The organism is Agarivorans sp. Z349TD_8 (assembly GCF_050870825.2).
GTDB lineage: Bacteria > Pseudomonadota > Gammaproteobacteria > Enterobacterales > Celerinatantimonadaceae > Agarivorans.
On record NZ_CP194037.2, the window covers coordinates 1,780,351 to 1,803,719 of the forward strand.

General features: G+C 44.5%; 18 protein-coding genes. 9 read left to right on the forward strand and 9 right to left on the reverse strand.

Annotation, left to right across the window (positions count from 1 at the left end; all coding sequences use genetic code 11):
* The first annotated feature begins 17 nt into the window (after window positions 1–17).
* From ACRRS1_RS08135 to ACRRS1_RS08155, 5 genes are all read left to right on the forward strand, one after another.
* A complete protein-coding gene (locus ACRRS1_RS08135) occupies window positions 18–503 on the forward strand; it encodes a GNAT family N-acetyltransferase (RefSeq protein WP_432468041.1) in 486 nt (161 codons plus the stop codon).
* A 450-nt stretch (window positions 504–953) separates the two neighbouring features.
* Window positions 954–1,727, forward strand: a complete 774-nt coding sequence (locus tag ACRRS1_RS08140; RefSeq protein ID WP_432459090.1) for an IclR family transcriptional regulator — start codon at window positions 954–956, stop codon at window positions 1,725–1,727.
* On the forward strand, window positions 1,727–2,632 hold the full coding sequence (locus tag ACRRS1_RS08145; protein WP_432459091.1) for a dihydrodipicolinate synthase family protein: 906 nt from the start codon (window positions 1,727–1,729) through the stop codon (window positions 2,630–2,632). Before ACRRS1_RS08140 ends, ACRRS1_RS08145 begins: the two co-directional genes overlap by 1 nt.
* A gap of 21 nt (window positions 2,633–2,653) precedes the next feature.
* A complete protein-coding gene (gene rhmD, locus ACRRS1_RS08150; RefSeq protein ID WP_432468040.1) occupies window positions 2,654–3,862 on the forward strand; it encodes an L-rhamnonate dehydratase in 1,209 nt (402 codons plus the stop codon).
* Window positions 3,863–3,917: 55 nt separating this feature from the next.
* Window positions 3,918–5,234, forward strand: a complete 1,317-nt coding sequence (locus ACRRS1_RS08155; protein WP_432453667.1) for an MFS transporter — start codon at window positions 3,918–3,920, stop codon at window positions 5,232–5,234.
* 66 nt (window positions 5,235–5,300) lie between these two features.
* Here ACRRS1_RS08155 and ACRRS1_RS08160 read toward each other — a convergent pair whose 3' ends face one another.
* The 6 genes from ACRRS1_RS08160 to rdgC all read right to left on the reverse strand — a co-directional run bounded on the left by ACRRS1_RS08160 (window position 5,301) and on the right by rdgC (window position 14,912).
* Complete coding sequence (locus tag ACRRS1_RS08160) at window positions 5,301–6,491, reverse strand: NRAMP family divalent metal transporter (RefSeq protein WP_432456191.1); 1,191 nt, start codon at window positions 6,489–6,491, stop codon at window positions 5,301–5,303.
* Window positions 6,492–6,811: 320 nt separating this feature from the next.
* On the reverse strand, window positions 6,812–9,013 hold the full coding sequence (locus ACRRS1_RS08165) for a pectate lyase family protein (RefSeq protein WP_432468039.1): 2,202 nt from the start codon (window positions 9,011–9,013) through the stop codon (window positions 6,812–6,814).
* Window positions 9,014–9,599: 586 nt separating this feature from the next.
* Window positions 9,600–11,771: a pectate lyase family protein gene (locus tag ACRRS1_RS08170; RefSeq protein ID WP_432468038.1), complete on the reverse strand. Its 2,172-nt coding sequence runs from the start codon at window positions 11,769–11,771 to the stop codon at window positions 9,600–9,602.
* A 411-nt stretch (window positions 11,772–12,182) separates the two neighbouring features.
* A complete protein-coding gene (locus tag ACRRS1_RS08175) occupies window positions 12,183–12,455 on the reverse strand; it encodes a YfhL family 4Fe-4S dicluster ferredoxin (RefSeq protein ID WP_432453664.1) in 273 nt (90 codons plus the stop codon).
* Between the two features lie 2 nt (window positions 12,456–12,457).
* A complete protein-coding gene (trhP, locus tag ACRRS1_RS08180) occupies window positions 12,458–13,825 on the reverse strand; it encodes a prephenate-dependent tRNA uridine(34) hydroxylase TrhP (protein WP_432453663.1) in 1,368 nt (455 codons plus the stop codon).
* Between the two features lie 178 nt (window positions 13,826–14,003).
* A complete protein-coding gene (gene rdgC / locus ACRRS1_RS08185) occupies window positions 14,004–14,912 on the reverse strand; it encodes a recombination-associated protein RdgC (protein WP_432453662.1) in 909 nt (302 codons plus the stop codon).
* 268 nt (window positions 14,913–15,180) lie between these two features.
* On the opposite strand from rdgC, the gene ACRRS1_RS08190 reads away from it, so the two are divergent.
* Window positions 15,181–15,660 (forward strand): GNAT family N-acetyltransferase, encoded by a 480-nt coding sequence (locus ACRRS1_RS08190; RefSeq protein ID WP_432468037.1) that lies wholly within the window; start codon window positions 15,181–15,183, stop codon window positions 15,658–15,660.
* A 30-nt stretch (window positions 15,661–15,690) separates the two neighbouring features.
* Here the strand turns inward: ACRRS1_RS08190 and galU are convergent, their stop codons facing one another.
* Window positions 15,691–16,515: a UTP--glucose-1-phosphate uridylyltransferase GalU gene (galU, locus tag ACRRS1_RS08195; RefSeq protein ID WP_432453660.1), complete on the reverse strand. Its 825-nt coding sequence runs from the start codon at window positions 16,513–16,515 to the stop codon at window positions 15,691–15,693.
* Between the two features lie 430 nt (window positions 16,516–16,945).
* Between galU and ACRRS1_RS08200 the strand changes: the two genes are divergently transcribed.
* Complete coding sequence (locus tag ACRRS1_RS08200; protein WP_432468036.1) at window positions 16,946–18,667, forward strand: sugar phosphorylase; 1,722 nt, start codon at window positions 16,946–16,948, stop codon at window positions 18,665–18,667.
* A 74-nt stretch (window positions 18,668–18,741) separates the two neighbouring features.
* Here ACRRS1_RS08200 and ACRRS1_RS08205 read toward each other — a convergent pair whose 3' ends face one another.
* Together ACRRS1_RS08205 and ACRRS1_RS08210 are read right to left on the reverse strand one after the other, a co-directional pair.
* Window positions 18,742–19,953, reverse strand: coding sequence for a glycosyl transferase (locus ACRRS1_RS08205; protein WP_432453658.1), 1,212 nt, complete (start codon window positions 19,951–19,953; stop codon window positions 18,742–18,744).
* A gap of 2 nt (window positions 19,954–19,955) precedes the next feature.
* Window positions 19,956–20,837 carry an HAD-IIB family hydrolase gene (locus ACRRS1_RS08210; protein ID WP_432468035.1) on the reverse strand — a complete coding sequence of 294 codons (882 nt, stop codon included), beginning with the start codon at window positions 20,835–20,837 and terminating at the stop codon, window positions 19,956–19,958.
* A gap of 318 nt (window positions 20,838–21,155) precedes the next feature.
* Here ACRRS1_RS08210 and phoB point away from each other — a divergent pair, with 318 nt between their 5' ends.
* Window positions 21,156–21,848, forward strand: a complete 693-nt coding sequence (gene phoB, locus ACRRS1_RS08215) for a phosphate regulon transcriptional regulator PhoB (protein WP_432459098.1) — start codon at window positions 21,156–21,158, stop codon at window positions 21,846–21,848.
* A gap of 5 nt (window positions 21,849–21,853) precedes the next feature.
* Window positions 21,854–23,152, forward strand: a complete 1,299-nt coding sequence (gene phoR / locus ACRRS1_RS08220; protein ID WP_432462934.1) for a phosphate regulon sensor histidine kinase PhoR — start codon at window positions 21,854–21,856, stop codon at window positions 23,150–23,152.
* Window positions 23,153–23,369 lie beyond the last annotated feature (217 nt).

Below are 23,369 nucleotides of genomic sequence, written 5' to 3' on the forward strand. Positions count from 1 at the left end.
GTCAACAGGATAAGCAAATGCCCTTAAATATTAGACCCGCAGAAAAAGTCGATGCAGCGACAATTTTAAATTTTATTCAGCAGCTCGCAAATTATGAAAAGGAGCCGGAAGCGGTAGTGAATAGTGTTGCACAAATAGAACAACGTTTATTTGGTTCAGAGATCCATGCCCATGCGCTCATCTGCGAACAGGATGGTGTGGCGATTGGTTTTGCGGTGTATTTCTTTAACTACTCGACTTGGCTGGGTCAATATGGCCTTTATTTGGAAGATCTTTATGTGTCTCAAGATCAACGCGGTCAAGGGGCGGGTAAGGCTTTAATGGCCTATTTAGCTCGGCTTGCGGTGGCGAAAGACTGTGGCCGTTTTGAATGGTCGGTATTAGATTGGAATCAAAGCGCCATTGATTTTTATCATAGTATTGGCGCTCAGCCACAAGATGAATGGATTGCTTATCGCTTATCGGGTAAAAATCTAAAGCTTTTTGCTAGTATTGAAGGCTAGTTGTTGCTTTCTTTTTTTGCTTAAAGTTGCCGCTTTGAACGGCGGTGAGTATGCTGAGCTTTGGTGAGTAAATCAGAGCATGGTGTTCGTTGGGATCTCACCATTGCAGCGCAAGGCCTTGCGCCGAATCTTCAGGCTCCTTTGTTCAATGTTGGAAGATTAATTGTGAATTGAACGCGGCAAGCCCCGTGAATTTGTTTGGATCTCTATTCAGGCGTTGAAAAGTACCGTAACAGCGAAGTGTTGGGCAACTGCCCGTTTTTATAACAAAGCCAGCAATATATCCAGCTGGCTTTTTTGTTTTGAGCCGTTTGCGCTTGTTTGGAAACTCTCCCGTTATTTTCTAGTCTCTATATCTGTGATTTTGCTCATAAATTCTCCATCAAATGATTGAGTACCGATGAGTTCGTGCTACCTTGTTTCCAATATTCAAAACATGGTTCCAGCATTTTGGAAAAAGAAGTTAACATACCGGCTTTGAGTCGAACAATCAGTATTATCGACGTATTGGTCGCTCATGGAAATCTCAGTGCCAATCAAATCATTCGCATCCTCGGCCTACCGAAAAGTTCGGTGTATAACTTATTAAATCAACTCAAGCGTGAGCGGATTGTCGATCAAGATAGAACCGGCCAATATGTGCTGGGTTTGAAGTTACTCGAATGGGGTGGGGCCGTTTCTGCACATCAAGATTTAAGAGACGTTGCCTATCAGCATTTGGAATCCCTTGCCAGCAAAACTGAAATGCTTTGTCATTTGGGGATTTTAGACAATGACACACCTATCTATTTAGTTCGGGTGGATAGCCTATCGCACATCCAGGTGAAAACCTGGGAAGGCAAACAACTTTGTATTTATCGTTCGTCTTTAGGCAAATGCCTTTTAGCCTATTTAGATAAAGCAAAGCAGCAACAGATTATCAAATCAATCAGTTTTGTCGATCATCTCCCCAATAGCATTGGTTCACGGGCCGAGCTTGAGCAAGAGCTTACGCGGATACGAAGCCTTGGGTGGGCGAAAGATGATGAAGAAGATGCCGCCAATATTCGCTGCGTGAGTGCACCGATTTTCGATAAGCATGGTGCCGTTATCGCAGCGATTTCTTTGGTGGGTACGGTGATGCACATTGGTGATGATTTTACCTTTGAAGACGCCGCCTCAGAAGTACGAAACACAGCAACCGCAATATCTAGAGAGCTAGGTTTTAATGGAGAAGTAAATTAATGAATAGACCCCCAAAAGTATTATGTGCCTTATTAACGCCATGGAAAGATCAGTCCCCCAATTTGGCCGAAATCAGGCGAATTGTCGATTTTCAAATTAAGCAAGGTTTGCTCGGAATTTTCCCAATCTCTTCTGTGGGAGAGGCCGGCATTATGAGTTTTTCTCAAAAATGTGCGGTGATTGAAGCAGTTTGTGCCGAAGCGAAAGAGCGGGTTCCTGTTTGGAGTGGTATTCCTTCAAATAACGCAGATGAGAGTATTCAATTGGCGGCTTTTGCAAAGTCACAAGGTGCCACCGGATTGGTGTTAATGCCACCGGCTTTTTATCCCTGCGATGAAGCCGCGATTATTAGTTTTGTAAGCAAAGTTGCAGCCTCGACAGACCTCCCCATCTGTCTTTATAACATCCCTTTTATGGCGGATCCGATTAATGCCGAAACGGCGGCAAAACTAGCCCGTTTAGCCAATGTTGTTGGAATTAAAGATTCTGGCGGTTGTTCCGTTAATTTCATGAAAATGCTGAGCTTATGTAAAGCGGTTGATCCTGAATTTAGGGTGATGACTGGCCGCGAAGAGTTCTTATATGGCTCGTTGATGCTTGGTGGTGATGGTTGTATGACCGCAACTTCAGGGGTGATGCCAGAAGTGATGGTGAAAATTAACGCTTTATTTGAAGCCGGTCAGTTTGATGCGGCTAAAAAGCTTCAATTCGCAGCGATGGAAGCGATGATGGCGATGTCCTCAATTCGTTTTCCGTTTGGCTACCGAATTGCAATGGAAGCTCGAGGATTCGATATGGGTCAATCCCCATTAACCCATACCGAATCAGACTCGAGCTACACGACTGCCAAGGTTCAGAGCTTGGCAATATTAATTAACACACTAGTCGAATTAACGGTCAATTAACGATCGGGAGTATATAACAAAATGACGTTACCTAAAATAAAAGAAATTCGTGCCTATTACATAGGCGGGGCGACAGGTAAAAAAGGCAATGGTGGTGCAGACTATCATGACCAACAAGGTGGGCATTGGATTGATGACAAGATCTGTACCCCGATGAGTCGTTATAAAGAATATGAACAGTCTCGACAGTCTTTTGGGATTAATGTGCTTGGTACCCTGATCGTTGAAGTAGAAGCTGACGATGGCGCCACAGGATTTGCAGTTTCGACCGCTGGTGAGCCCGGTTGTTTTATTGTTGAGAAGCACTTAAATCGTTTTGTCGAAGGCAAGTGTGTCTCTGACATAAAATTAATCCACGACCAGATGATCCGCGCGTCAATGTACTATAACGGTGGCGCAGGTCTGGTCATGAATGTCATTAGCTGTGTTGATTTGGCGCTTTGGGATCTATTTGGCAAAGTCACCCAGCTTCCGGTATTTAAATTACTTGGTGGGGCTGTGCGGGATGAATTGCAGTTTTATGCCACCGGGGCACGACCCGATCTCGCTAAAGAGATGGGCTTTATTGGTGGCAAAATGCCCACGCATTTTGGTCCGCATGAAGGTGATGCTGGGATCCGTGAAACCGTGAAGCAGTTTAAAGACATGCGAGATCTTTGCGGCGATGACTTTTGGTTAATGGCCGATTGTTGGATGAGTATGGATGCGAATTATGCAATTAAAACCGCTTGGGCGATGCATCAAGCAGGTGTTAATTTGAAATGGATCGAAGAGTGTTTTCCCGCCAATCAACATCAAGCTTATCGTGAGCTAGTAGCAAAAGCCCCACCAGGGTTGATGGTCACGACTGGAGAGCACCATGGCACCCTTGAGTCATTTCAAGAGTTATCTGAAACTGGGGTCAACATTATGCAACCAGATGTTGGCTGGTGTGGCGGATTAACCACGCTCGTAGAAATTGCGGCAGTGGCTAAATCTCGGGGCCAGTTAGTGGTGCCGCACGGCTCGTCCGTCTATTCTCATCACGCGGTGATTACTTTTACTAACTCACCTTTCAGTGAGTTTTTGATGACCGCGCCCAAAGCGGATCATACTCGTCCACAATTTGACCCTATTTTGATTAATGAGCCGGTTCCCGAGCGAGGTCGCATTCACAAAGACCAACTGGATAAGCCGGGATTTGGTGTTGAGCTAAATCGCGACGGTCTTACTCGCCCTTATACTCATTAATTATTAGGACTAGAGCAGGCGCGCTGCGTTCGCTCTAGTAATAAAAGGTCTTGTTATGAACAATTCATCATTGTTAGATTCTGCTGTCCATAAATCAATGGTCCGTCTCGTTCCATTGATGTTATTACTCTACATTTTAGCTTTTCTCGATCGAGCAAACATCGGCGTCGCGAAGGTTCAGTATATGGCTGATACCGGAATTGGTAGCGCCGCATTTGCCTCGGGGGCATCAATTTTCTTCTTAGCTTACGCCTTCTTGGGGGCTCCATGTAATTTGTTAATGAAGAAAGTCGGTGCCAAACGTTGGATCGCCTTTACCACCATCCTATGGGGCTTGGTTTCATGTTCGTTAGCGATTGCCGATACCGAAACTAAATTTGTGACCACTCGTTTCTTGCTAGGGGCTACAGAGGCTGGATTCTTCCCAGGAATGATTTACTTAACCTCTTTATGGTTCCCGCAAAAAAATCGCGGCACCATTATTGGTATGTTTTACGTGGGTCCCTGTATTGCCTTGGCTCTGGGTACCCCTTTTTCTGGGGCCTTACTCGAAGGTTTACACGGTTGGTTAGGCCATCCTGGTTGGTTTTGGATGTTCTTAGTGGAAGGTTTGTTAGCTGCTGCAGTCGGCGTATTTGTTTACTTTTATTTAGATAGTGAACCTAAACACGCCCGCTTTTTAAATGATGGTGAAAGAAAAGCCCTGATGCGCGAGCTGAGTCAAGAAGAGCAAAAATCGGTGGCATCGAGGATTTCTGATGCGATTAAAATTCCCCGGGTGTGGGCGCTCGCCATCGCTTACGGGGTGATCCAACTGTCGGTTTATGGTTTAGCATTTTATTTGCCTTCAACCGTTGCCAAGTTGATTAGCAGCGTTAATGTTACTTTTATTTCAACCCTTGTTGCAGCTATTCCTTGGGTGGTTGCAGGTTTTGCAACTTATTATATTCCTCGTTATGCGGCGAAGCGATTTGCTGAAGCGCATTATGCCGCCTTGGTATTAACAATTGCAGGGATTGGGGTTATTGGTTCTGCGGTGTTGAGTGCTTCTCCGGTTGCCTCTATCTTTTGTTTGTCTTTGGCAGCTTCCGGCTTTATTGCGGTTCAGCCGATGTTTTGGACGATGCCAAGCGCGATACTTTCCGGTAGTGCTTTAGCAGCAGGGATCGGTTTTGTGAACATGTTCGGTGCCTTTGGTGGCGCTTTGGGGGCTCCGGTTCGCGAATTTGCGGAACCAATATTTGGCAACCCGATGGCCCCTCAGATAGTGATGGGAGTGACAGCGATATTGGGCGCAATTTTGATTTACAGTTTACGTCCGCAACAAGCAGGCTCACAGCAGCCTATAGCCGAAGAGGTGATCGCTAAATAATGAACATGTAAATAAGGCGGCTTTAAAGCCGCCTTATTTTAGTTGGGATATGACAGCTCCGAGTCGCTACAGTACCCACTTCCAAATGATGAATAAGGCTAAGAAGCCGAAAAGATAAATCAGGCCAAGGTAACTGACGACCCGTAATCCGAGTCCACCTTTCAGCTCCGTTTTAATGGCCGCTGTGTTGACTAACTTGTGGTTGAGCCAAGCAAACATGGGGGTGGTCATAAAGGCGAGTGTCATGGCAAAGCCTAACATCGCTAATAAAGCAGATTTAAAAAATAATATAATCCCAAAGCTCACCACCGATACCACCAGCAACCAGCGCACAAATTGGCTATTGGAAGCCTCTGGTTGGCCTTTCAATAAAGAAAAACCTTCGGCGAGGGCTCGCGAATAGCCATCGTATACGGTGATCGACGAGCCAAAAATACACAAGAAAGCAATCACTGCGATGAGGTAGCGTGACCACTCGCCAATGGTACTGGCATACAAGCTCACTAATTGGTGAGAAAAACCAATGCCTCCAGCAGCTAAGGTTTCACCGCTGCCATTGAGAACTAATGCACCTAAGGCTAAAAATACTAAGGCCAATAACATTGTCGTCATATAACCGAGATTAAAGTCAAATAAGGCTGACTTGGCGGTGACTTTTTCATTTTGACACTGCTGCTTTAACCACAGTGAGGTAATGCCTGAAATTTCGATGGGGGCGGGCATCCAACCCATAGTGACCACTAAAAATCCAATGGTGGCCATATTCCAAGGCGAGGGCGCCTGATAATCTGCCGGAGCGACCGGCCCTTGATACCAGGCCATGGCGGTTGCACTCAGCGTTGCCACCACCAATGCCGCCATGATTATTTTGGCAACGTTGTTCAGCGCCGAAAAGTGACCCGCAATTAAGATGACTAAGCTTGCGGCTAAAATGATGGCACATAACACCGGCATGGGTAAGGCTACCGGCACAAAATAACCTAATAGACTAGCGGCAAACATGAGTAAGGCTGCCGAGTTCACCACGGCGGCGATACAATTGAGTAAAAAGGCTGTCAGCAGGTAGCCTTTGCCCATGCTCATATAACCCTGTTGCAGGGTTTGCTGAGTACTGATGGTATAACTGACACTCGCTCGGAAGAAAGGGTATTTAAATACGTTCACCAGAAAGATTAACAAGGCCAACTGCCAGCCAAATTTGGCGCCCGCCTGGGTGGAGGCAACTAAATGGCTGCCGCCAATGGCGGCGGTAGCCATTAAGATCCCGGGTCCAAGTAGCTGAATGATTTTTTGTAAAGATTGCACGGGGGAAGTTGTTGTGTTGGGAATACTCTGTTCCACTGGGGCGTCCTGTTGCTAAGTGTTGTGTTTATGTTTGGGTGTTTAATAATTATTCGAACATTGTAAAGCAAATATTCCATTTACAAAAAGCTTAGTTTTTAGCAAATGTTAACTGCCTCCCGCTGGGTGGTGGCCTTCGAGATATATCATCGATAAAAATGCAGTACGAAAAAATAAAAAACCAGCTTCATGAGAAGCTGGTTTTTAATTCAAGCAGACGCTTTAAACGCGGTCGTTTATTGACAAGTATCTGGCGCTAATTTAATGATTTCAGCTGCGCTGAGAGCGTCGTTGGCAACATAAGGGCTTAAACCTCCTTTACCAGCGGTCGCATAAACATAGTCGGCCAGGTCTTGGCTAGTTGCCATCATGTTTACGTTAATGGTGCTTTGACTCGCGGCATCATATCTGGCAAGCATATCAGGGACGTTACCGATTAATACGGATGAGCCATCGAGGCTGCTACCAGAACCCTGGGCCTGACAATTTGCGTTTGATTCGTAAACCTTGGTGCCACTGACCTTAAGACTAGAACCATCGTCGTAGACTAGTTTTGTGCCGATGATACTTTTGATCCAATAGTCAATATCATCTTTTTTCGCGTTATTGGTGTTGTTTAAGAACATATTATTTTCAAATAAGATGCTACCTGCTTTACGAACACTCAATACATCTTTTCGATAACCATAAAACACGTTGTTAAACATGTGTGACTGACCCCAGCGTAACAGCGGTACTCGACGTCCGGTGTTAAACTCCGAAGCAGCGTAAGAAGCATCATCGGTTACAAATAAGTTATTGTGAATTGTGGTTCGAATATTGGCATTCACCGGACGGCTATCACTTGAACCATGTAAAGCCGCGCGTTTCACGTTTTTCAATTTGTTAAATGAAACGGTGATGTTATAAGCACCTTGCTTCACATCGAAGGCGGAATCGCCAGTGTGGTCAAAGGTGTTTTGATGCAGCCAAATATCGTGCGATTGACCAGTTGAACGGATCATATCCGGATCGGCTTCATGGTCTTCGGTGTGGCCACCGCCAACAAAATGCACGTTGCTAATGATTACGTTTTCGGACGGGGTATCGTCGCCATTACCAATTTCAAAACCGCTGTATTTAAAGTTGGCGTTCGCGCCACGTCCATCGATGGTAGTATTAGAGTGGATCATTGGAACTGCCAGCGCACTCTTCACATTGCTGTTATCAACGTTTAGTTTGATGTTGAAGAAGGTATTATCACAGTCGCTGCTGGAAACATCGTGATTGGTACACCATAATTCAGCGTCTAAACATTCGGCTTTGCTCGCATTGTCCAGAGCGCTGAGCACTGCAGGCTCCTCACAGGCTAAACGGTACATCGCAATGTTGGTATCGGCTTTAAAATCATCCTTATCAAATACAATCCAGTTGTAGGCATCGCTGCTAATTGCATTGAGTATTTGTTTTTCAACCAGCGAGCCATCTGTCGGCTTTTTGATGACAACCAAGTTACTATTACCACCTACATCATAACCGCCCACGGCTTTGCTACCGTAACCCACCGGCTTACCCAAGCTAGAGGATAAACACTCAACCTTCTCTTGTTCGCTTAATGAAGATTCGTCCCAATTCACATCAGCGTTTGTCACCAAGTCATGACAAGCGTTAATCGTGCTTGAATCTATGGTGGCGTGATACGCGGCACTGAGGTGCTCAGTCCCTGCCTTATCAGTGACACCTAACCAGTAGTAGTAGCTGCCGTCGGCGAGATTTTTATCGCTGTAACTGACGTTATCGATGTTGGATTGAATAGCGTTGCTACCCTCGAAGGTGGCGTCGGTATCACGGTAAACTTTCTGATTTGTAACCTCAATACTTCGAGCCGTCCAGTTTAAAGTGACTGAGGGACCAGCCGTTTTACCACTGAAAGTGAGAGTTGGTTCGGAGGAGGGCGTCGAGCCACTGCTGGAAACTTTGAAATCTGCAACCGTTGCAACTCCTGTCGAGCTGAGAATTTCGAAGGTGAGGCTATTGGTCTTGATGGTACTGATGTTGATGGTGCCCGCACCAGAACCCGACATGATCACCGAATCACTGCTTGCCTTGGCATTCACACCCACCGTAGTGTTTGAGCTATCTTGATTGATTAATTGCCACGCGCCGATGTGACCTTGATAATTAGCGGCTTCAGTGATGGTGACTGAGCTAATGTTTTGTTGCGCTGGCCAGGTAATAGAAACAGAACCAGTTGCGCCAGCTGGAGCCCAATAGCTGCTAAGGTCATTGTCAATAACGTTGTCGTAGCTGGTGCCATTGGCGAGGCTGCTACCAGTGGCGGTTGCACTTGGCGTGCTGTTTGGTGTGCCACCGTCAGAGGAACCCCCGCAGGAGGTGACAGCTAACAATAACAAGTAGCCCAGTGGCTTCATTGTTAGTGTTTTACCCTTGCTTATCATGATACTAGTCCTTATTTATCAAAACACTTTATCTGCGAGAACGATTACTTATTGTGAATAACCGTACTGTTTTTGGTTGATATTTTACTGAGGTTTAAAGAACCACATAATGTTCGATCTAAATTTATGTATAACTAAATAGTTAAATTTATCAAAAATAAAATAACGAGCGAATTTAAAAGAAACATCGGTTCAAAAAAATTAGCGTGTGATCATTATAACGACAAAGCCTTAAATATAGCCATGATGAAAATATTCAATATTTGCGGTAAGTCACTAAATTACTCGCGAAATTTTAATGATTGAGTCTTTGGGGTGCAGAATTGAATTTTTGAGGAGCGGTTATCAACTTGATATTTTTAATTATTTGTTTCGTCAATAAATTCATTCAAAATATGATCGATTTTTAGTGGCAGTGGGTGGATGAGACTCGCTTTATTAAGCGATAAGCCTCGGTGAAATGATAACTGCTAGCTCTTTGAATGGGTTGTCGCGATAGCTTCAGATGGTTATCGGAGAAAGAACTAGTATGAAAGATAAAAAGCCAGCCTCGCTAGAAGCTGGCAGTATTTAGTTTATTGAAGCATTATTGGCAAGAAGAGGGGGCCTGCGCAATCACTTGTTGGGTGGATAAAGCCGCAGGGGATAAATAGGGTGTTAAACCGCCTTTACCTGCTGTGGCAAAACTGTATTGCGCCAAATCGTCACCAGCACTGAAGCGATTACTATTAATTACGCTTTTACTGCTGCTGTCGTAGCTGGAAAACATATCTGGGGTCGTTCCATAAGACGCACTTAAATCGCCAGGATTGCCTTGAAGCTGGCAATTGGCATTGGCGTACCAAACATAGCTTCCACTGATCTCTAAGCCGCCTTCGCGATAGTCACGTAATAAAGTTTCAAGCCAGTAATCCATGTCATCACCCTTGCTGTTGTTGATATTATTCAGGAACATATTATCTTCAAAAGCAATTCGACCACCCACGCGTACACTCAGCAGGTCTTTACGATAGCCATAGAATACGTTGTTAAACATATGTGATTGGCCTCGACGCATTAGTGGCACTCGACGCAGGCCATTGTAGGCACTGTCACCAAAATGCTCATCGGTGGTAATGAACAAATTATTATGAATGGTGGTGGTGATTTGGTCGTTCACGGTTCGGCTATCGCTAGAACCATGTAAGGCAGCACGTTTTACATTGATCAATTTGTTAAAGGATACGCTAATATCGTAAGCGCCCACTTTCACATCAAAGGCTGAGTCACCCGTATGCTCGAAGGTATTTTGGTGGATCCAAATATTATGCGACTCTCCTGTAGAGCGCAGCATGTCGGGATCAAGATTGTGGTCTTCGGTGTGGCCAACACCAATGAATCGGTTGTTGGTGACAATTACATTTTCGGTGACATAGGTGCTACTACCACTGCTGTCTGCACCCATTTTGAAACCACTAAATTCAAAAGTAACTTTGCTGGTGCGTCCATCAAGGGTGGTATTGGAGTCGATCATCGGAATTTTGAGTGCATTTAGACTCTTATCGTTGAGCTTATCGTTAAAGAAGGTATCGTCACACTCATCACTTGCTACACCATGGTTCGAACACCAAAGTTGTGGGTTTAAACATTCCGCTTCGCTGGCACCATCTAAGGCATCGAGTACATCGCCATTGCTACAACCGAGGCGGTACATGGCAACGGTTGTGTCTGTGGCGAAGTCGTCTTTATCGAAGACTATCCAGTTATAGGCAGGAGAACTAATCGCGTTGAGGATTTGTTGTTCAACAGAAGTACTACTGTTTTTAGTAATCACAACAAGGTGACTGCCGCCATCAGGGTTGTAGCCCCCGGTGGTTTGACTACCGAAGCCGACAGGCTTACCTAACGATGTAGCTAGACACTCGACGATTTGTTGTTCTGTTTGTAAGGATGATTCCCACCAGTTGATTGAAGGGTCGTTGACTAGTTGATTACAATCGGCATCAAGATCTACATTGCCGGAGTCATCCGATACATTGACGGTCGCTGCAGTGGCGTCAGTATTGTAATTATTTCCTTCACTGTCGGTGAATTTAATCCAGTAGTAGTAAGTCCCATTTGCTAGGCCGCTATCGGTATAGGTGTTTGCGGTTATTCCCGAGGCTATTCTCACTCGTCCAGACGGATCGGCGTCGGTATCGCGATAAATTTGCTGACTCGCAAGATCAATGCCGCTGACACTCCAATTGAGTAATACGGAGTCGTTGCTGACCGAACTTGATAATGATGATTCAAAAGAGGGTTGTTCCGGTGTTGTGCTACCGCTACTACTATAGGTTTCAAATTCAGCCACGGTGGCTAAACCGGAAGCGCTGAGGATTTCGAAGTTAAGCTTTTTGGTGCTTATCGCGTTGAAATTTATGGTTCCAGCTCCAGAACCAGTGGCCAGTACCGTGCCGTCATCATTATTGACGAGCTGCCATGAACCGATATTTCCCTGATAGCTTGTGGCTTCAACAATGGCGACAGAGGCAACACTAACTTCGCTACTCCATTTGATTGAAATTCTGCCACTACTGCCGTTGGGTGCCCAATAACTGCTTAGATCACCGTCTCGAACATTTCCATAGCTGGTGCCACTGGCCTTGCTACTACCATCGGATCCGGCTCCGATACTTAGATTATCTGCGGCTAGCAATGCATTTGAGTTGAGTGTTAGCACCGATAACAGTAAGTATCCCAAGGGCTTGAGAGTGCCTACGTTGGTTTTACTAATCATTGATTTAGTCCTTTATCATGTAGTTTTAGTCAATTGATTCGTTCAATTTTTGTATAGGGTATTTTTGTTATATTTATTTATGATGGTTCGATGATGCCTCCGATCTGTATTTTCTAAATGATTACGTTTTTTTGATAATATTTTAGTAATAGCCATTTATTATCAAAATACTGGTTTATTAAAAGTAAATATTTGTTTCTTTTGTGAGCAGTTATTACATTTAGATAAGATGACAAAAATAGCAATAAGGTTTTTGACAAAAACATTAAATAGGTGTTGTGGATCACTTTCTATTGTTTAGTTGTGTGGACTTAGTCGCAGTATATTGAAGGGAGAAATATGCTTTTATAAAGAATAAAGTCAGCAATTTGATATGCTGACTTTAAGTGATTGATGGTTAGTTGGGTTGGCTTAGCTTGCCGATTTGGCAATCAGCAGGTCGCCATGTAAGGCGACAAATTTATCGTACAACTGCTCTTCGCTTTCGACATAAGCTGGGTTAACGCTGATGCAGTCGATAGGACAAACTGCGATGCAAGTTGGCTGTTCATAGTGGCCTTTGCATTCGGTACAACGCGCAGGATCAATGACTGTCATCCTGCCATCGTAGGAGATGGCCTGATTCGGGCATTCTGGCTCACACATGTCACAGTTGATGCATTTTTTGCTAATTTGTAGCGCCATGCTTAACCTTTGGCGCTTGCTGTTTGATGAGGGTTACGGGTATTTTGCCCTGATTGTAGATTGCGCATCAACAATGCATGCGCTAAGTCTACATTTTCGGGAACTGGCAAAAACACGGTATGTCCGCTGCCTTTTGCATCATCGATGAGCTCACCTTTTTTATTTTCAAGATGCTCCAGTTTGAAGCTCAGGTTCCCTTGAGGGGTCATCAACTCGAGCGTATCACCTAAGATGAATTTATTTTTTACGGTGACTTCGGCCAAGCCATTCGGATTGCGTCCGGCCACTTCGCCAACAAATTGTTGGCTATCACTGATTGAATAACCGTAGTCGTAATTTTGATACTCGTCGTGAGTATGACGACGCAAGAAGCCTTCGGTGTAACCACGATGGGCTAAGTTTTCTAAGGTGCCCATTAAATTTGGGTCGAATGGCTTACCAGCCACCGCATCATTGATCGCCTGACGATAGACTTGAGCGGTGCGAGCACAGTAGTAGAAAGATTTGGTTCGGCCTTCAATTTTAAGTGAGTGCACCCCCATTTTTGTTAAACGTTCGACGTGTTGAATCGCCCGTAAATCTTTCGAGTTCATAATGTAAGTGCCATGCTCGTCTTCAAAGGCGGGCATATACTCGTTGGGGCGCCCTTGCTCTTGGAGTAAGAAGACTTGGTCGCTGGGTGCGCCTGCACCTAAGGTCGGCTCTACGATTTGCGGCTGAGCGGCGATAATGTCACCCACTTCGTTTTCTTTGGCTTCGTGAGCGTTATATTTCCAACGGCAGGAGTTGGTGCACGTTCCTTGGTTGGGGTCGCGTTTGTTAATGTAGCCTGATAACAAGCAGCGGCCAGAGTAGGCCATGCAGAGGGCACCATGGACAAAAACTTCTAATTCCATCTCTGGAACTTTCATCCGAATTTCTTCGATTTCGTCTAAGGATAGCTCGCGGGACAAAATTACTCGTTCAACCCCTTGCTGTTGCCAGAACTTCACCGTTGCCCAGTTGATCGCATTCGCCTGAACTGAGAGATGGATGGTTTGTTCAGGAAAAGCTTCTCGCACCATCATGATCATACCAGGATCCGACATAATGAGAGCATCGGGTTGCATCGCGATGACGGGTTCAATGTCACGTAAATAGGTTTTTAGTTTGGCGTTATGCGGCGCGATGTTACTTACCACATAGAGCTTTTTAGCTTGCTGGTGTGCTTCGTTAATCGCCAGTTCAAGGTTCTCATGATTAAATTCGTTATTACGTACGCGTAATGAGTAACGAGGTTGGCCTGCATAAACAGCATCAGCGCCGTAGGCAAAAGCGTAACGCATATTTTTTAGGGTGCCAGCAGGTGACAGTAATTCTGGTTTGAACATCAAAGCTCCGGGTCTGAGTCGAATCATTGAGAATGGCTGCGAGCAGCACAATAAGGGCGCGCATTTTACGCTTTGCTAAAGGGGCTTGCAATGGCTTTGTATGAAAAATCACCAACCATTAAGTAACTACTTGAAAGTATGTTAATGGTTGGTGAAATAGGTAAGTTTAAATGAGGACTTAGCTGGTTAATTCGCCGCCTAGGGCTGCAATGAGATCAGGGATCATTTTACTGAGTTCGCCGCTGGTCAGGGCAAAGTCGGCATCGAAGCGTGCCGCTACATCGCTTTTGTCGATGTCTTCATTTTGTTCGGTGATGGTATCGGTGAACTTCACACCTTTGATACTCATATCTTCACTGAGGATAAAACGTATTGATTCAGCCCAAGTTAGTTCTAGTTTAGTTACAAATTTATCGGCATCTAAATGCACTTTAATTTCGTCACTGAATAAGTCTTGTTCTTTACAGCGAATAATACCACCACCTTCTAGGGCGCTACGTAACTCGGCTTCTTCGCCCAATTCAAAATTAGCCGGAACCAGCTTTTCGTTTAACCAGTCGGTCATGGTGACATCGGCTTGGTTTGCTAACTTAATTGGTGTCACAGGTAAGCTGCCTAAGGATTTTCGCAACAGCGAGACGACTTCTTCGGCTTTCTTTACGCTACCCGCATCAACCGCAATTAAGTCGTTTTCTGGACTAATCCAAGCGTAAGTTAAATTGGTTCTGGAAAAGGCTCGAGGTAATAAGCTCAGTATAATTTCTTCTTTCAACGCATCTTTTTCGGCTTTTTTAAGCGGGCGTTGTTGCTCTTGTTCAATAAGTTCAATTTTATCTTGTAAGGTATCGCGGATCACCGAAGCAGGGAGCATTTTCTCTTCTTTCTTGGCGCATACCAAGTATTCGTTCCCGACAACATGAATCAAACTTTGACCGAATTTACCCATGGGGGCTACCCAACCAAACTTGCTTAGGTCTTGGCTTCCGCAAGGGCTAAAGCTTAGCTCGTCTAAGGTAGCGTCTAGCTTTTCTGGTTCGAGTTCCAGTTCTTTGGTGATTCGAAACAACATTAGATTTTTAAACCACATAACGGATTGGCTCTTTGTCAAATAAGGGGCGCTATTCTAACAAAACTACCGTACTTGTCAGTGGCCATTTTCGTTTTTTTAGTTTGAGCTTTGACTTGCAAGACGCAATGATTGATTTTGTTGTCGTCGCGGATCCAGATTTGAACAGTTTGTTAATGATTTGTGATCTGAATCGAAATCTCGCACATGAAATAGGAGCTGACTCACATCGGCATGGCGCACGATTATCCATACTCAAAATCCACTTATTCAGTTGATGAATGCCTAAATGACATTTTCCAAGTTTGCTTCGACTTTAAGCTTACGCCAAGCCAAAACCTCCGACAGCGATGAAATTAGTGATATTTGGCTGGCGGCAAGTTTACGAGCGCATGACTTTTTGCCGAGTAGATATTGGTGGGAGCGGCAAGAGGCCTTACAACGTTTGTATCAATACGAATCGGAAGTGTGGGTGGCCGAAGTGTCTCAGCAGGTGTGTGGTTTTTTAGTTTTGGTACAGCATCAGTTGATTGCTTTGTTTGTCAGCCCATATTGGCAGGGCAAAGGAATTGGCTCTCAGTTACTGGCGTTGGCAAAACGTCTTCGTTCGCATCTTCAGTTACATTTGTTTGTCGACAACGTAGCGGCTTATCAGTTCTATTTACGGCATCGTTTTCAAGTATTGCGTTACCGGTCCGAGCGTTATACTGGCTATCCCTTGGTACATATGGGATTTGGAGCTTACCCTAAAATGAGCGCCAGGGCTTAAGTCCTGGCGCTTGATCGCATTTTGCCGAATTTACTTGCCGTAAAGATTTTCAAAGCAGTAGTTGGTTGCGTCAACGAAACCTTCGACACTGCCGCAATCAAAGCGTTTACCTTTAAATTTATAAGCCATGACACAGCCGTTTTGGGCTTGAGTTAACAGTGCGTCGGTTAACTGAATTTCGCCATTTTTACCGGCGGGAGTATCGCGTAATAAATGAAATATGTCTGGGGTGAGAATATAGCGACCGATCACCGCTAAATTGGATGGCTCCTCGCCCAATGGTGGTTTTTCGACCATCGACGTCACTCGAAATAAATCATCTCGTAAGGCTTCGCCTTCGATCACGCCATATTTATGGGCCTCTTCTTTTGGTACTTCCATAACGGCGATAATCGAACAGCGGAATTGTTGATATAGTTTTGCCATTTGCGCAAGAACACCACCGTCATCACCAAAACATAAATCATCGGCTAACACTACGGCGAAGGGTTCTTGACCAATTAAAGTCTCACCACATAACACGGCATGTCCCAGGCCCATCATTTTTTTCTGGCGGGTATAGGTACAATTAACATTGTCGACTAGGTGACGAATTTCTTTGAGGTAGGCTTCTTTACTGGTGCCGGCGATTTCATTTTCGAGCTCGTAACTGATGTCGAAATGATCGGCGATGGCACGCTTGCCTCGGCCTGTGATAAATGCCATATCACTCATACCCGCAGCAACGGCTTCTTCGACGCCATATTGAACCAGGGGTTTGTTAACGATGGGAAGCATTTCTTTAGGCATTGATTTAGTGGCCGGTAAAAAGCGGGTTCCATAGCCTGCTACCGGAAATAGACATTTCTTTATCATGGACATAGCAACTCCTTGTATCCTTTCAACGAGGCTCGTTTCAAGCCTAAGCTTAGTGTTATTGAATATCTAAGGTAAACGCAGCAAGAGCGATGCCAGTGTCGTTGCGCATGGTCGTTAAGCGTTTGTTTTAGAATTGTTTTATATGAATTCACTTGGTTTGGCCAGAGGCTTCCAACGATTCAATTGCACTGCTTTAGTGCATATTTATCGGCTGAACCAAAATAATGCATTAAAACGGGACAAAGGGCACTAAGTAAAGATAATTATTTTTTATGTTAATAGTCGTTGGTTGTTTATTGATTGTTTTTTATATATGAAACAACGTATTACATCGGTTTTAGTTAACCGGGATTGATTATTTACGATTGGCACGTTACTTGGAGAGTTATATTCCAATACGTACAATGTTGATCACTGAGGGCTGTCTATGCAAAAACTCGAACACCTATTACAGCAAATTTTTGGTGATTCTGTACCTGAGTCGCTGGGCCATGACATTGGCTTAAAGATAGAAGCGGCTAAATCCACCTTTCCTCGTTATCAATCATGGTCGGAACAAGATCTGATTTTGATCAGTTATGGGGACAGTGTGTTGACTGAAGGCCTATTACCCTTGTCAAGTTTGCATCGGTTTTTAGGTGATTATTTAGAAGGACTGATTAGCGCCGTTCATATATTGCCTTTCTTTCCGTTTAGCTCCGACGATGGATTTTCGGTGATTGATTATTATCAAGTCAACTATAGCCTGGGGGATTGGCAAGATGTTGCGGCGCTCAATCAGGACTTTGAGTTGATGTTTGATTTGGTGATGAATCACTGTTCCAGACAGAGCCTTTGGTTTAATGATTTTGTAAATGGTTCGGGGGAAGGGAAAGATTACTTTATCGAGTCTGATCCCTCGCTGGATTATAGTGAAGTGACTCGGCCGCGCACTAATCCTTTAATTGTTGATGTTTATACTAGAAAAGGCTTAAAGCATGTTTGGGCCACCTTTAGTGATGATCAAATTGATTTAGATTTTTCAAATCCAAAGGTGCTATTAGCTTTTATCGATATTTTTATTTACTACTTAAATAAAGGTGGGCGGTTTATCCGTTTGGATGCGGTGGCTTTTGTTTGGAAACTACTCGGTACTAATTGCATTCACCTCCCGCAGACCCACGCGATTGTTAAGTTGCTACGTTGGGTGATGCAACAACTCGATCCAAACTTAGTCTTAATCACCGAAACTAACGTCCCTCACCAAGAGAATATTAGTTATTTTGGTGCTGGAGATGAGGCTCATCTGGTCTATCAATTTGCTTTACCCCCTTTACTGTTACACGCTTTAAATCGTGGTAACGGACACTATTTAACGGCGTGGGCTCGTGATTTAGCGGCATTGCCAGAAGGCTGTAGTTATTTTAATTTTGTCGCCTCTCATGACGGTATCGGTGTTCGGGCGGTGGAACAGATTATTCCGAAACATGAAATTTCCGATTTGGCGGAGTCGGTGCACAACTTTGGTGGTTTTGTCAGCATGAAATCTAATGGTGATGGCACTCAAAATCCCTATGAACTAAATATTTCTTTATTTGATGCCTTGCAGGGAACACGAACGGGCTCCGATCAGTGGCAGGTTGAGCGGTTTTTATGTAGTCAGATGGTGCTGTTAAGTTTACAAGGGATCCCGGGGATTTATATTCATAGCTTAACGGCGACCGCTAACGATCATTTACTGGTGGAGCAGACTGGGCGCACTCGTTCGATTAATCGTCATCGTTGGCAGCGTCAAGAGTTTGAAGATTTATTAGCTCAAGGGCATAGTGCGCAAGCTCAGGTGTTTCATCGTTATCGCGATCTGTTGGCTTTGCGTAAGTCGATCGCAGCCTTTAACCCGCAAGCGGCTCAGCGCGTTTATGATTGTGGCGATGCTGTATTTGTGCTGCAACGAGGTTTAGCGCCAAATGGAGGTGTATCTTTGTCACACGAAGCGCTATTAGCAGTCTTTAACCTCACAAAATATCCGCAGCATCTTGATCACTGTGCTCAGTTGCCACAGGCCTACTTAGGGGAATGTGAAGACTTACTTAGTGAAGAGCGGCTTAACTTAGTGGACTATAAACTGAAGCCTTATCAAGTATTGTGGTTATGCCCAGTGACAGATTAAGTATATTGGTTTACGCCTTATAAAAAACTCGGCCTTGATGCCGAGTTTTTTTATTTCAGAATTGGATATTCGGCTTAGCAGTTGTCTGCTTCAACCGCTTCATAGAGGCGTTCTAAAAAGTCAGGCGCTGCGCTTTGTACACGGTTCCAACTTGGGATGAATGGTGTCGCAGAGGGATTATCGAGGAAGGTTTCTCCTGCTGCCATAATTGCCTTGGCAAACAGTTCTACAGCGTCTTCTTCAGCATGGCGGTCAAGGGTTAAACCGTTAATCAGTGCATCGCTGTGGTAATTTTCGATAAAGTCTAAGGCCATTCGATAATAAGTCGCTTTTAAAGTGCGTAGCTTACCAGGACTAAAAGTGTGCCCTTGGGTGGCGAGCTTTCTAATCACCGCTTTACTGATATCGGTGGCCATCTTAGCAAGACCCGTATCTAGGTTGTCGATGCTGAGTTCTTGGTGCTTATGGTCATAAACATCGGCAATATCCACCTGACAAATGCGATTGGTTGAATGATTACGGAAGACTTCCGATAATACGCCAATTTCTAAACCCCAGTCGGAGGGAATGCGAATGTCATTAATTACATCTGATTGCATGGAGAACTCTCCAGCCAGAGAGTAACGGAAGCTATCAAGATATTCTAAGTAGTCATCATAACCTTCTATTTTTTTGAGCGCTTTCAATAAAGGCGTGACCAATAAACGCGCAACGCGACCATTTAATTTTCCATCGGCATGACGCGCATAAAAACCTTTACAGAATTCGTAGTTAAATAGCGGGTTGGCAACCGGATACATGAGTCGTGCGAGCATGCTTCGATCGTAGGTAATAATGTCACAGTCGTGCAAACCAATCGCTTTACTCTTACCCGACGCTAGGGCGTAGCCAAAGCAATACCATACATTCCGTCCCTTTCCGGCCTCTTTTGGAGCTAAGTTGAGTTCGGCTAGTTGCGAGTCGAGGGCTCGCAGGCGCGGGCCGTCGTTCCAAAGGATACGTACATGTTGCGGCAGCTCAGCAAAGTAGTTCTTGGCAAAGGCAAATTGCTCTTCGGTGGCGCAGTCTAAGCCAATGATTATCTCGCTGAGGTAGGGTACTTTCGCTAGCTCTGCCACAATCGTGGCGAGGGCTGGTCGCTCTAATTCAGAAAACAAAGAGGGGAGTACCAGACTCATTGGCCGAACCTTGGAAAAAGCCATCAACTCTTGTTCTAGCTCTTCTAGTGGGCGGTCAGTTAAGTTGTGTAAGGTCGTTACAATACCGTTTTGATAAAAATCAGCCATGGTTATGCTCCAGTTAAAAAAGAATGTAAAACTTGTTGTATCATTTTGTGCCAACCATAGGGCCCTGGGTGTGGGGCTAAACTGCAGTTAGGATGCTCTATATAAAGGGCGGGGGCGTGTTTGCGTGGAATTATCACAGCCAAGTCGGCTTGTTCTAACATACTGCGATCGTTTTCGCTGTCACCGAGCGCGAGATTAAAGAAACGATGTTGGTAGTACTGTTGGTAATGTTGATTTAACCAGCGCATCGCGTCGGCTTTGTCTAGGCGAGCCTTGATATGTAAAAAGCGTCCTCCTTTGATCACCGCTAAATTGTGTGCTTCCAATTTTTTTATAAATAATTCAAGTTGCTCTGGGCTGTCATTCCATAATACCGGTTCAGAGGCCATGCGTTGCTTGGCCAGTTGCGCCTCGTATTTATTGAGACCAGTGTGTAGTTGTACCTCTTCTGCATTCATATCATTAAAGCCCTGAAAGCGAAATTGGCAACGTTGGCGAAGTACGCTTAAGTATTGGCAAATGTCGGGGTAGCTAGGGCCAAATATTTTAATATTCCATTGTTGCTTGCCTACATTGAGGGGACTTAAGTCATCAATTTGTAAAGGGCTGTGCGAAGGGATACAAATGGCAGAGCCATTTTCGACCACGAAGGGCTGTTCAATTCCCAGTTTCTTTTGAAGTTCTAAGGCTTCCATTAAGGTTTTACTGGTATTAAAAATCACTGGAATGTTCAGTAGCTTTAGTTGTTTCAAGCTGGGCTGCGCGGGTTCGAAGCTATAAGAATCGTGGTCGAGTAAGGTGCCATCTAAATCGGTAAACACGAGCAGGTTGCTTGCATTGATTTGCAACTCTGCTGGAGATAGTTGTTTGGCTAAATACGGCATATGGCCTCAATATCGATGAATGATACATTTATTTATTAGAAGCAGGAGCAATGCCACAGTCGCTAAGTGCTACCTTAGTCAATAGATAAAACCTCTAATTATCATAAATTTACCATGATTTATTATGCCCTTTAGTCACTGAAGCTTGAGATTTGTTTTGCATTATTTTGGTGCAAAGCTTTGCTAATATTTAGGTGAAGCCCTTTATTGGTGCGAATATATATTTGTTGGGTGGTTTGACTTACACTGACTGCTGTCATAAATCTGTCATTAATACGTCGCATAATTGCCACAGTTTCTTAGATCGAGATAAAAGTAATGCCAAGGAAGATACTTGTTGTAGAAGATGAAGCTCCAATTCGTGAAATGCTGTGTTTTGTATTAGAGCAACACGGTTATGAGCCTATTGAAGCTGCGGACTATGAGCAAGCGATAGCAAAGTTAACTGAACCTTATCCAGAGCTGGTATTACTGGACTGGATGTTACCCGGTGGTAGTGGGATTTCTATTATTAAACATATGCGTCGCCATGACTTAACGCGTCAGATCCCAGTGATTATGTTAACCGCGAAAGGTGAAGAAGAAGATAAGGTTCAAGGTTTAGAAGCAGGCGCTGATGACTATCTTACCAAGCCTTTTTCTCCCAAAGAATTGATGGCGAGAGTGAAGGCAGTGATCCGTCGTATTTCACCGACATCTTTAGAAGAAACCATTGAAGTTCAAGGTTTACGTTTAGATCCAGTTTCACATCGAGTGAGTGTCGAAAATGAACCCTTGGATATGGGGCCTACAGAGTTTAAGCTATTGCACTTCTTTATGACTCACCCCGAGCGTGTTTATAGCAGAGAACAACTGCTAAATAATGTGTGGGGAACTAACGTGTACGTAGAAGATCGGACGGTTGATGTGCATATTCGTCGCTTACGTAAGGCTATAGGCCTACAAGGCTATGATCGTTTGATTCAAACCGTTCGAGGTTCTGGGTATCGTTTTTCAACTAGAGTGAAATAATACGAATGTTTGTGCCTTTTTCTTGGCAACGAGTAGTGTGGCGGGTCGCGTTGGTGTACTCGCCTTTATTCGTTTTGGGGATACTCACCGGGTATATTCTAGAGCTGTGTTTGTTATCGGCGGTGATCCATATTATATGGATGTATAGTCAGCAGCATAAGTTGCTTGATTGGTTGTACAATCAGCGCAAGCTGTCCCCGCCTCATGGCTCTGGGAGCTGGGAGCCTGTTTTTCACGGCATTTATAATATGCTGAAGCGACGTTTAGGCCGCGAGCGGGAACTTGCTCAGTTGATGAAGTATTTTCGTCTCGGTGCCGAAGCTTTGCCGGATGCGATTGTCGTGATCAATCAAGATGGCGCCATCTTGTGGTGTAATCAATTAGCGCAAGGAATGTTAGGTCTAAAGTGGCCTGCCGATGCAGGCCAGCATTTAACGAATTTGGTGAGAACACCGAGTTTCGTGAATTACTTGCGTAAAGGTCGCTTTAAGCAACCCTTAGAAATCGTGAGCCCAGTGCAGGCTGGTGTATGGTTAGAGTTTCGGGCGATGCCCTATAGTCAGCAGCAGTTATTGCTGGTGGTTCGGGATGTTAGTCAACTGCGTCAATTAGAAAAAATGCGTAAGCGTTTTGTTTCTAACGTGAGCCATGAGTTGCGTACTCCGCTCACCGTGTTACGGGGTTACTTGGAAATGCTCGATCAAGAGCAGGTTGATCCCATGATATGGGGGAAAGCTCGTAATACGATGCTGGACCAAAGCGCTCGGATGGAAAATCTGGTCAATCAATTGCTGACTTTAGCTAAAATCGAATCGGCCTCGGTTGAGGATAGTCTTGAACCGATTAACTTTTCCGAAATGGTCCGTAATTTAGAAATGGATGCCAGTGGTCTCGCTAAGGATAAACAGCTGGATTTTGATTTTAATATTGAAGCTAATATTAAGATTAAAGGAGAACGCGAACAGTTACGTAGCGCCTGTGGTAATTTACTTGGTAATGCCATTAAGTACTGTACTGAACCGGGACGGGTAGAGGTAAGCTTGTCTTTGGTGCCTCAGGGGGCTTTGTTTTTAGTGAAGGATTCAGGGCCAGGTATTGCACCAAAACACCTGCAGCGTCTTACCGAACGATTTTATCGGGTAGATAAAGCTCGCTCCAGAGATACCGGCGGAGCAGGCCTTGGTTTATCTATCGTAAAGCATGCATTGCAACATCATGATAGCGAACTTAACATCAAGAGCCGATTAAATCAGGGGAGCTCTTTTAGTTTCATTATTCCGCGAAAACTCTTTATAAAGTCTTAGTTATTGATTCGGCCGAGCGGTATGTTTGGCCTTAGTAAGCCCCAAAAGCGACTGATGCTGTCGCAGCTTGCATCGATAACGAGGGCTAAGATATTTGTAATTTCCCCATTATTCTTTTCATCTCAGGCTTGTGTTTGGCGACTTGCTTAAGCCAAATTCGAAGTCATTCGTATCGTCAACTTATCCTTAGATAGATGGTCTGTTTAAATCTTGGGAG

Bases quoted from the DNA above. Each gene is read 5' to 3' on its own strand.
- ACRRS1_RS08135 (WP_432468041.1), top strand. From the start codon at position 18: ATGCCCTTAAATATTAGACCCGCAGAAAAAGTCGATGCAGCGACAATT.
- ACRRS1_RS08145 (WP_432459091.1), top strand. From the start codon at position 1,727: ATGAATAGACCCCCAAAAGTATTATGTGCCTTATTAACGCCATGGAAA.
- rhmD (WP_432468040.1), top strand. From the start codon at position 2,654: ATGACGTTACCTAAAATAAAAGAAATTCGTGCCTATTACATAGGCGGG.
- ACRRS1_RS08155 (WP_432453667.1), top strand. From the start codon at position 3,918: ATGAACAATTCATCATTGTTAGATTCTGCTGTCCATAAATCAATGGTC.
- ACRRS1_RS08160 (WP_432456191.1), bottom strand. From the start codon at position 6,491: ATGGCTACCGCCGCCATTGGCGGCAGCCATTTAGTTGCCTCCACCCAG.
- ACRRS1_RS08165 (WP_432468039.1), bottom strand. From the start codon at position 9,013: ATGATAAGCAAGGGTAAAACACTAACAATGAAGCCACTGGGCTACTTG.
- ACRRS1_RS08170 (WP_432468038.1), bottom strand. From the start codon at position 11,771: ATGATTAGTAAAACCAACGTAGGCACTCTCAAGCCCTTGGGATACTTA.
- ACRRS1_RS08175 (WP_432453664.1), bottom strand. From the start codon at position 12,455: ATGGCGCTACAAATTAGCAAAAAATGCATCAACTGTGACATGTGTGAG.
- trhP (WP_432453663.1), bottom strand. From the start codon at position 13,825: ATGTTCAAACCAGAATTACTGTCACCTGCTGGCACCCTAAAAAATATG.
- rdgC (WP_432453662.1), bottom strand. From the start codon at position 14,912: ATGTGGTTTAAAAATCTAATGTTGTTTCGAATCACCAAAGAACTGGAA.
- ACRRS1_RS08190 (WP_432468037.1), top strand. From the start codon at position 15,181: ATGACATTTTCCAAGTTTGCTTCGACTTTAAGCTTACGCCAAGCCAAA.
- galU (WP_432453660.1), bottom strand. From the start codon at position 16,515: ATGATAAAGAAATGTCTATTTCCGGTAGCAGGCTATGGAACCCGCTTT.
- ACRRS1_RS08200 (WP_432468036.1), top strand. From the start codon at position 16,946: ATGCAAAAACTCGAACACCTATTACAGCAAATTTTTGGTGATTCTGTA.
- ACRRS1_RS08205 (WP_432453658.1), bottom strand. From the start codon at position 19,953: ATGGCTGATTTTTATCAAAACGGTATTGTAACGACCTTACACAACTTA.
- ACRRS1_RS08210 (WP_432468035.1), bottom strand. From the start codon at position 20,837: ATGCCGTATTTAGCCAAACAACTATCTCCAGCAGAGTTGCAAATCAAT.
- phoB (WP_432459098.1), top strand. From the start codon at position 21,156: ATGCCAAGGAAGATACTTGTTGTAGAAGATGAAGCTCCAATTCGTGAA.
- phoR (WP_432462934.1), top strand. From the start codon at position 21,854: ATGTTTGTGCCTTTTTCTTGGCAACGAGTAGTGTGGCGGGTCGCGTTG.